The sequence below is a fragment of the Mesorhizobium sp. M7A.F.Ca.CA.001.10.2.1 genome, from assembly GCF_003998575.1.
Lineage (GTDB): Bacteria > Pseudomonadota > Alphaproteobacteria > Rhizobiales > Rhizobiaceae > Mesorhizobium.
This window is the reverse complement of sequence record NZ_RZQY01000254.1, coordinates 1-7,831: the sequence shown is the minus strand read 5'-3', so window position 1 is coordinate 7,831 and position 7,831 is coordinate 1. Positions and strand designations below refer to the sequence as shown.

The window sequence follows — 7,831 nt, the reverse complement described above, 5'->3', positions numbered from 1 at the left end:
ACAGCCAACAAATACATGCTGACGCCGCGCGGCGTGTTCGAGCTTCGCTACTTCTTCACCGCCTCGATCGCCGCGTCGGGCGGCGGCGATGCGCATTCCTCGGAAGCCGTGCGTGACCGCATCAAGCAGTTGATCGACGAGGAAAAACCCGTCGACGTGCTTTCCGACGACGCGATCGTCGACATGTTGCGCGAAAGTGGCGTCGACATTGCAAGACGTACGGTCGCCAAGTACCGGGAAGGCATGAATATCCCCTCTTCGGTGCAGCGCCGACGCGAGAAACGGGCGATGGCCAGCGCCGGGCGCTGAGCGGGTCGATTTTCCACAGGCCGGCACTTCATTGACAAGCCGCGGTGAAGTGGCTAGAAGCCCGCCCGCATGAGACGGGCTAGATGCCCGCATGCGGATGGTCCGTCACGACGTTGGCCTCGGGACGGTCAAAGGGCGGCTTGTGATCAACCGGAAAGTTTGGATTTAAAATCGGCGCAAGTGACGCCGCAAAGCTTGTGCGCACGGATCACGAGTATAAACTCGGGCCAGTTTGAAGCCTGAGCAAGGAAGGTCAGTTTTCAGATGAATCTGCGCATATCGGGAAAACACATGGATATCGGCGATGCGTTTCGGACACGCATCAATGATCGCGTCGGCGAAGCGATCGGCAAATATTTCGATCGCGGCTTTGCCGGACATGTCACGGTCATCAAATCGGGCTCGCGCTATTCGGCGGACTGCATGATCCGGCTGGATTCCGGCGCTTCGCTGCAGGCCACCGGCGATGCCCAGGATCCGACGCTAGCCTTCGAGGCGGCGGCGGACCGTCTGGAAACCCGCCTGAGGCGCTACAAGCGCAGGCTGAAATCGCACAATTCGGGCGCCGCCAACGGCCAGCCGACCGACATCGCCTACACGGTGATGGCGCCGCTTGCCGATGACGACGAGGACATTCCGGAGAATTTCGCGCCCGCCATCGTCGCCGAATCAACCATGACGCTGAAGACCATGTCGGTGGCGTCGGCGGTCATCGAACTCGACACCAAGGACAGCCCGGTCTTTGTCTTCCGCAATGCGGGAACCGACCATCTCAACATCGTCTATCGCCGACCCGATGGAAATATCGGCTGGATCGACCCGTCGACGACCAAGGTCGCGCAAGCGTGACGACAAAGGTCGCACGGTGACGACAAGGGTCGCACGGCAATAAGAGCCGGCCGCACGAGGGGTGGGGACTGGTGACGGCAGGCGAACAAGGGATTTTCTAGCATGGATCTGAGCGATCTTATCAACGTTCCGGCGATACTGCCGGCGTTGAAGGCGAACTCCAAGAAGCAGCTGCTGCAACTGCTGTCCGAACGGGCAGCGGCGATTTCCGGCATTCCGGAGCGGGAGGTGTTCGACACCATCCTGCAGCGTGAGCGCCTGGGTTCGACCGGCGTCGGCAACGGCATCGCCATTCCGCACGGCAAGCTGGCCGGCGTGAAACGCATCGCAGGTGTTTTCGCCCGGCTGGAGACGCCTGTCGATTTCGAATCGCTGGACGATCAGCCCGTCGATCTGGTGTTTCTGCTGCTGGCGCCGGAAGGGGCGGGCGCCGACCACCTCAAGGCACTGTCGCGCATCGCGCGGGTCCTGCGCGATGCCGACACGGTGGCCAAGATCAGGGGTACGCGCGACGCCGCCGCTATCCACGCGCTGTTGTCGGACACCCAGGCTTCGCACGCGGCCTGAATTTCGAGAATGATATCGCTAAAGGGCCGCCATGGGCGGCCCTTTCCGTTTCAGCCGGAATCGCTGTCAATGAATGGCGACGGTGGTCAGGTCGTTTTCCATGGCGCCGGCCAGAGCGCGGTCACGCGCATCGGAAAGCAGGATCGGCTGGCCATTGGCGGCAAACAAGGCCCACAGTTCCATGCCGGGGGCGATTTCGCCGAGATTGGGGAAACGGCCGAGCAATTCGTCGCTCGAGACCTTTCTGAGATAAGCGACCGAGCCTTCGCCGAGATGAGCGAATTCGCCATTGGTCATGGTGATGTTTTCAGTTCTGGTCATTTCAAAGCCTCCTTGGCGCGAGGACGCCGCTCAAGGCCATCCCGCATGAGAGCCATTTCAATTTGCTGCATCGTGCTTTCGGAAGTCGGAGCCGATTTCCGGCCGATGCAGTGGTAAAGATCAGTCTTTCACCGATATGTTTATTTTCCGTACCAGCCGTTCGGACTCCGGCCGATCGAGGTCGATCGACAAAAGACCGTTCTTCAACTCCGCCGCGATCACCCGCATGCCGTCGGCCAGCACGAAACAGCGCTGGAACTGGCGCGCGGCGATGCCGCGATGAAGAAATTCGCGCTCGGTGTCGTCGGTCTGACGGCCGCGCACGACCAACTGGTTTTCCTCCGTGGTGACATCGAGATCGCTTTCGGCGAAACCGGCGACCGCCAATGTAATGCGCAACCTTTCGGTCTTGCCGTCGGCGCCGCTGAGGCGTTCGATGTTGTAGGGAGGGTAGCTGTCGCCGGATTTCGCCAGGCGTTCCAGGGTCTTTTCCATGGCGTCGAAACCAAGGAGAAGCGGGCTGGAAAAGGGCGTCATTCGGCTCATGTTACACTGTCCTCTCAAGAGCGACATAAAGTGGAAAAACCCAGATGGCATTTTTCCCGATGGCCTTGATATGGTCCGCCCCGCGACCAAGTTCAAGCCGTCAACAGACCCGCTCAAAAAGACCAGGCGTGGACTCACAGGAATGACCGACATGGCGCTTGAAACGGCGAGCAGATGCAAGGAGAAGCGCGCAGGTCGGGAATTGTCTTTCCCGGTCGAGCGGTTCGACATGGCAGCTCGCGACCGCTTCGGCGTCATTTGGATGTTTCGATCGGATCGGTTCAAGCCCACGACCTCGCCAAACAAGGAATTGAAATGCCCCAATCACGCAAGATCATCATCGACACGGATCCCGGTCAGGATGATGCCGTCGCCATATTGCTGGCGCTCGGCAGCTCCGAACTGGAGATCGTCGGCATATCAGCCGTTGCCGGAAACGTGCCGCTGAAGCTTACCGAAAAGAATGCCCGCAAGATCTGCGAGTTGGCCGGCCGTCCGGACATCAAGGTCTATGCCGGCGCCATCCGGCCCCTGATGCGCGAACTGGTCACCGCCGAGGAAGTGCATGGCAAGACCGGTCTCAACGGACCGCAATTGCCAGAACCGACGATGAAGCTGCAGGACCGGTACGCGGTCGATTTCATCGTCGAGACGCTGATGGGGGAAGAAAGCGGCACGATCACGCTTTGTGCGCTCGGCCCGCTCACCAACATTGCGCTGGCGCTGATCCGCGAGCCGCGCATTGCACCGCGCATCAAGGAAATCGTGCTGATGGGCGGCGGCTTCTTCGAGGGCGGCAATGTCACCCCGACCGCCGAATTCAACATCTATGTCGATCCGCAGGCCGCCGATGTCGTGTTCAAATCCGGTATTCCGATCGTGATGATGCCCCTCGACGTCACCCATAAGGCGCTGACCACCGCCAAGCGCACGCAAACCTTCCGCGCGCTCGGCACCAAGGTCGGCACCGCCACCGCCGAGATGCTGGAATTCTTCGAGCGCTTCGACGAGGAGAAATACGGCACCGACGGCGGCCCGCTGCACGACCCTTGCGTCATCGCCTATCTGTTAAAGCCTGACCTGTTCAAGGGCCGCAACTGCAACGTCAGCGTGGAAACCGCCTCGGAACTGACCATGGGCATGACCGTGATCGACTGGTGGGGCGTCACCAAGCGGCCAAAGAACGCCATGGTGATGCGCGACATCGACCATGACGGATTTTTCGCGCTACTGGTGGAGAGGCTGGGGCGGCTGTGAGCCTCCTTCTCCCCGTTTACGGGGAGAAGGTGCCGGCAGGCGGGTGAGGGGCGGCACAAACGTTGAGATTCTGCTTGCGCCCTCGGCGCTGCCCCTCACCCTATCGCTTCGCGACCACCCCATCCCCCGTAACCGGGGCGAGGGAAGAGGCGCCAGCCGCCAGTTCACTCTGGAAACCGATAAAAGATCGTTCCATTGTCGCGCGTGACGCGTTCAATGCTTATGCGCGAGCCGATCAGATGCAGGCGTTTGTCCTTGATGAGAACAGACGGACCGTTCTCGACAGAGACCAGATAGATGCCGACGCGGTCCCACTGGACACTTCTGACCATTGCGTCGACGGTGACGACCGACCGGATTGGGCTTGCCATATTCGTCCACTTGAGCGGATCAAGGACCAACACCGCCGCAAACAAAGCAACAATCAGGATCACGCCCAGCACGTGCCCTTTCACATCCGCAAAAGTCCACGACATCGACGTGAACCCCCAAACCGCCGATTCATGTGGTGGACAGAAGGCCGACTTTCAATCGGCCTCCCTGTTTCAGGAAATTGCTGTTAGAGTCCCGGCTTGTCGGCGCGCTGTTACTTTGCCTTTGAAAGCGCCAGCCACAGGCCGCCGCCGACCATGAAGCTGCCGCTGATCCTCGACAAAAGCTTGATGCGGCCGGCCGACAGCAGGCGCCCGGCGCGGCCGGCGGCCAGCGCATAGGTCGAATCCGAGAAGGCGGCGAAGATCATGGCGGTCAGGCCCATGATGGCGATCTGCAGCGAGTAGTTGCCTTGCGGCGAAATGAACTGCGGAAAGAAGGCGCCGAAGAAGATCAACGTCTTGGGGTTGCTGAGCGCCACCAGCAGGCCCTGCAGGAAGAAGCCGCCGCGCGGTTTCCTGGCCGTTCCATCGGCGTTCAGCGTGCCTTTGGAACGGAACATCTGCACACCCATCCAGATCAGATAGGCGGCGCCGATCAGCCGCACCCACTCGAACCAGTGGCCCATGCCCGAGATCAGTGTGTTGAGGCCGATGCCGACGATGGCGATCATCACGGCAAGCCCTGCCTGCGTGCCGGCGACATTGGCGAGACCGGCGCGGGAGCCATGGCGGATGCTGTTGGCGATGATCAGCGTGACCGTTGGGCCGGGCACCAGGATGATGACGATGCAAGCCAGGACATAGGCGGCGTAGAGTTCGAGCGACATGACTTTTCCCCAGGAATGCCGCCGATGCGGCGCGGCTTGAGGACAATCAATGCATAGCAGCGCAGCCGGTGCAAGCCGCTAACTAGCGCCCTGCGACACGCCAGTCCGCTCGGTTCAGGCGCCGGTCTGCCAAGGCAGCGTTGCCTCATAGGCCGCCGCCGCCTTCAGCACGGCGAGGTCGCCGCGCGGCCGGCCGATCAGTTGCATGCCCATCGGTCGGCCCCTATCGTCGAAGCCGACCGGCACGTTGGCCGCCGGGCAGCCGCCCAAGGTCGCGAAGGCGGAAACCTGCATCCAGCGGTGATAGCTGTCCATTGCGCGTCCGGCGACCTCACGCGGCCAATGCGTATCGACATCGAAGGGGAAGACCTGCGCGGTCGGCAGCGCGACGAGATCATAGCGGTCGAAGATCGACAACAGCGTGCGATGCCAGGATGTACGGGTCACGGAGGCGGCGCGGATCTGCGGCGCCGTCAGCCGCATGGCGTTCTCCACTTCCCAGATGGCTTCCGGCTTGAGCAGGCGGCGCTTCGCGGGATCGTCATAGTGGGTTTTGAGCGCGCAGCCGCTGCTGGCCTGGCGCAGCGTCACGAAGGCCTGCCACAGCGCTTCGAAATCGAAATCCGGCAGCAGGGGTTCGCTAGGGAAGGATGCATCCGCAAAGCGGCCAAGTGCCGCCTCGCACAGGCCGAGAATGCCTGTTTCAACCGGCAGATGACCGCCGAGGTCGCCGAGCCAGGCGATGCGGCCACCAGTTGCCGGTATTCCAAGCCCTTCGAGGAACGAGCCGGGTTTCTCGTAGGACAATGGCGCGCGCGGGTGGTAACCGGCCTGCACATCGAGCAGCAGGGCCATATCACGAACGTTGCAGCCCATCGGCCCGTCGACGCCCATCTGCGCATGGAAGACTTCGAAATCGGGTCCGCCGGGAACAAGTCCTTGCGACGGGCGGAAGCCAAAAACATTGTTCCAGGCGGCCGGGTTGCGCAGCGAGCCGCCGAAGTCGCTGCCATCGGCGACGGGCACCATGTTAAGCGCCAGGGCCACCGCCGCGCCGCCGCTCGAGCCGCCGGCGGTCAGGGCCGGATCGAACGCGTTCAACGTCGGCCCGAACACGGCGTTGTAGGTGTTGGAGCCAAGCCCGAATTCGGGGACGTTGGTCTTTCCGATGATGATGGCGCCGGCATTGCGGATGCGCTCGACAAAGAAATCGTCTTCCTGCGGCACGAAATCGGCGAAGATCGGCGAGCCGAAGGAGGTCCTGAGGCCCGTGGTCGAGGCGAGATCCTTGATGGCGATCGGCATGCCGAAAAGTGGACCCGCCGCTTCGGCTCGCGACAGGCTGGCATCGGCCGCATTGGCTTCGCGCAGGATATCGGCGCGATCGCGCAAGGAGACGATGGCGTTGACCAGCGGATTGACCGCCTCGATGCGATCGAGGAATGCCGCCACCACCTCGCGCACGGAAAGCTCTCTCTCCCGGATCGCGCCGGCGAGTTCGACAGCGGACAGGCGGCAGATGTCGCTTGCCGGCGGCACGGCATGTTTCGTTTGCGGACGCAGCATTTTAACGGGTTTCCTGCAGCGCCTGATCGACGTCTTTGGCGAGCGGGATCGCCGGTTGGGCGCCAGGCTTCAGGCAGGCCAGCGAACCGGCCGCGCCAGCGCGCGCCAGCGCCTGTTCGAGCGTGAGGCCCGACGACAGGCTGGCGGCGAAATAGCCGCAGAACGTATCGCCGGCGCCGACCGTGTCGACAGGGGTGATCTTGCGTGCCGGAACGGTGAGGAATTCGCTCGGCGTTGCCGCCATCACGCCGTCGCCGCCGAGCGTGACGACGACGGTGCGGCCGGTCTTTCCGGCAAAGTCGCGCATACGGGCCGCCCGGTCGCGGCCTTGCAGCGACAGCGCTTCGCCATAGAGGTCGAACTCGGTTTCGTTGGCGACGACATAGTCCGCCTTGCCGAGAAAGCCGGCTGCCTGCCCCTGGAAAGGCGCCGTGTTGAGCACGGTAATGGCGCCGGCCGCCCTTGCCTGGTCGAGGGCGGCATCGACGGTGGCCAGCGGAATCTCATTTTGCAGCAGCACGACGTCGCCTTTTTTCAGAAAGGCCTTGGAGAGATCGCCTGGCACCACGGAAGCGTTGGCGCCCGGCACCACGGCGATGATGTTCTCGCCGTCGTCGGCGACCATGATCAGTGCCGTGCCGGTCGAGGCATGAGTCTCGGCAACGCCGGACAGGTCGACCTTGCCGTCGCGCAGCAAGGCCAGTGCCTCGGCGGCGAAGCTGTCCCTGCCGACGGCGCCAACCATGCGCACCGAGGCGCCGGCGCGTGCGGCGGCCAGTGCCTGGTTGGCGCCCTTGCCCCCAGGTGCGGTGGTGAAGGCCGAGCCGCCCACCGTCTCGCCGGGACTCGGCAAGCGGTCGACCTTGGCGATAAGGTCGAGGTTGATCGAGCCGATGACGATAATCAAGCAGGGCCTCCTGGCAACGCAAATTCAAAATATCGGAGCGTCTTCGTGCGTCCGGGCGAACGCAGATCGTTCCGATTGCGTGGAAGCTAACCTGTAAGGCCGCGGCTTGCCAGACCACGCGCATGGTCCAGTCCGATTTGAGGTGTCGTGGCCTTATTCGCAGCGCACGGTGACCGTGCCCTGATAGTTGCCGGCGGGAAAGATACCGCTCGATTTGGTGGCGGTGAGGTCGACCTGCATCGCGTGGGTGCCGTTGGCAACCCTTTGCGGCACACTTCCGTTGACATCGACCCCCGAGCCATCGAGGC

At 62.6% G+C, this 7,831-nt stretch carries 9 protein-coding genes and 1 pseudogene; 4 read left to right on the top strand and 6 right to left on the bottom strand.

All coding sequences use genetic code 11. From position 1 onward, the window contains the following. From EN964_RS17445 to ptsN, 3 genes and pseudogenes are all read left to right on the top strand, one after another. A pseudogene (locus EN964_RS17445) lies at positions 1-309 on the top strand (RNA polymerase sigma-54 factor); the annotation flags it as partial. Between the two features lie 264 nt (positions 310-573). Continuing rightward, positions 574-1,158 carry a ribosome hibernation-promoting factor, HPF/YfiA family gene (gene hpf / locus EN964_RS17440; protein WP_013529588.1) on the top strand — a complete coding sequence of 195 codons (585 nt, stop codon included), beginning with the start codon at positions 574-576 and terminating at the stop codon, positions 1,156-1,158. Positions 1,159-1,260: 102 nt separating this feature from the next. Continuing rightward, positions 1,261-1,725: a PTS IIA-like nitrogen regulatory protein PtsN gene (gene ptsN / locus EN964_RS17435; RefSeq protein ID WP_013529589.1), complete on the top strand. Its 465-nt coding sequence runs from the start codon at positions 1,261-1,263 to the stop codon at positions 1,723-1,725. A 66-nt stretch (positions 1,726-1,791) separates the two neighbouring features. Here the strand turns inward: ptsN and EN964_RS17430 are convergent, their stop codons facing one another. Together EN964_RS17430 and EN964_RS17425 are read right to left on the bottom strand one after the other, a co-directional pair. Next, positions 1,792-2,046 carry a DUF1150 family protein gene (locus EN964_RS17430; RefSeq protein ID WP_023760740.1) on the bottom strand — a complete coding sequence of 85 codons (255 nt, stop codon included), beginning with the start codon at positions 2,044-2,046 and terminating at the stop codon, positions 1,792-1,794. A gap of 120 nt (positions 2,047-2,166) precedes the next feature. Then, the gene (locus EN964_RS17425) at positions 2,167-2,592 is read right to left on the bottom strand and encodes an Hsp20 family protein (RefSeq protein ID WP_023760739.1); all 426 of its coding nucleotides are present in this window, start codon (positions 2,590-2,592) and stop codon (positions 2,167-2,169) included. Between the two features lie 315 nt (positions 2,593-2,907). Between EN964_RS17425 and EN964_RS17420 the strand changes: the two genes are divergently transcribed. Next, positions 2,908-3,849 (top strand): nucleoside hydrolase, encoded by a 942-nt coding sequence (locus EN964_RS17420; protein ID WP_127267108.1) that lies wholly within the window; start codon positions 2,908-2,910, stop codon positions 3,847-3,849. A gap of 164 nt (positions 3,850-4,013) precedes the next feature. On the opposite strand, the gene EN964_RS17415 is transcribed toward EN964_RS17420, so the two are convergent. From EN964_RS17415 to EN964_RS17400, 4 genes are all read right to left on the bottom strand, one after another. Next, on the bottom strand, positions 4,014-4,325 hold the full coding sequence (locus tag EN964_RS17415) for a hypothetical protein (protein WP_127267107.1): 312 nt from the start codon (positions 4,323-4,325) through the stop codon (positions 4,014-4,016). Positions 4,326-4,435: 110 nt separating this feature from the next. Next, entirely contained in the window at positions 4,436-5,050 is a 615-nt protein-coding gene (locus EN964_RS17410; RefSeq protein WP_127267106.1) for a LysE family translocator, read from the bottom strand. A gap of 114 nt (positions 5,051-5,164) precedes the next feature. After that, a complete protein-coding gene (locus EN964_RS17405) occupies positions 5,165-6,616 on the bottom strand; it encodes an amidase (protein WP_127267105.1) in 1,452 nt (483 codons plus the stop codon). A 1-nt stretch (position 6,617) separates the two neighbouring features. Further along, entirely contained in the window at positions 6,618-7,523 is a 906-nt protein-coding gene (locus EN964_RS17400) for a ribokinase (RefSeq protein WP_127267104.1), read from the bottom strand. Between the last annotated feature and the right edge of the window lie 308 nt (positions 7,524-7,831).

What these genes read in the sequence shown, in the direction of transcription:
- hpf (WP_013529588.1), top strand. Translation starts at nt 574, where the DNA reads ATGAATCTGCGCATATCGGGAAAACACATGGATATCGGCGATGCGTTT.
- ptsN (WP_013529589.1), top strand. Translation starts at nt 1,261, where the DNA reads ATGGATCTGAGCGATCTTATCAACGTTCCGGCGATACTGCCGGCGTTG.
- EN964_RS17430 (WP_023760740.1), bottom strand. Translation starts at nt 2,046, where the DNA reads ATGACCAGAACTGAAAACATCACCATGACCAATGGCGAATTCGCTCAT.
- EN964_RS17425 (WP_023760739.1), bottom strand. Translation starts at nt 2,592, where the DNA reads ATGAGCCGAATGACGCCCTTTTCCAGCCCGCTTCTCCTTGGTTTCGAC.
- EN964_RS17420 (WP_127267108.1), top strand. Translation starts at nt 2,908, where the DNA reads ATGCCCCAATCACGCAAGATCATCATCGACACGGATCCCGGTCAGGAT.
- EN964_RS17415 (WP_127267107.1), bottom strand. Translation starts at nt 4,325, where the DNA reads ATGTCGTGGACTTTTGCGGATGTGAAAGGGCACGTGCTGGGCGTGATC.
- EN964_RS17410 (WP_127267106.1), bottom strand. Translation starts at nt 5,050, where the DNA reads ATGTCGCTCGAACTCTACGCCGCCTATGTCCTGGCTTGCATCGTCATC.
- EN964_RS17405 (WP_127267105.1), bottom strand. Translation starts at nt 6,616, where the DNA reads ATGCTGCGTCCGCAAACGAAACATGCCGTGCCGCCGGCAAGCGACATC.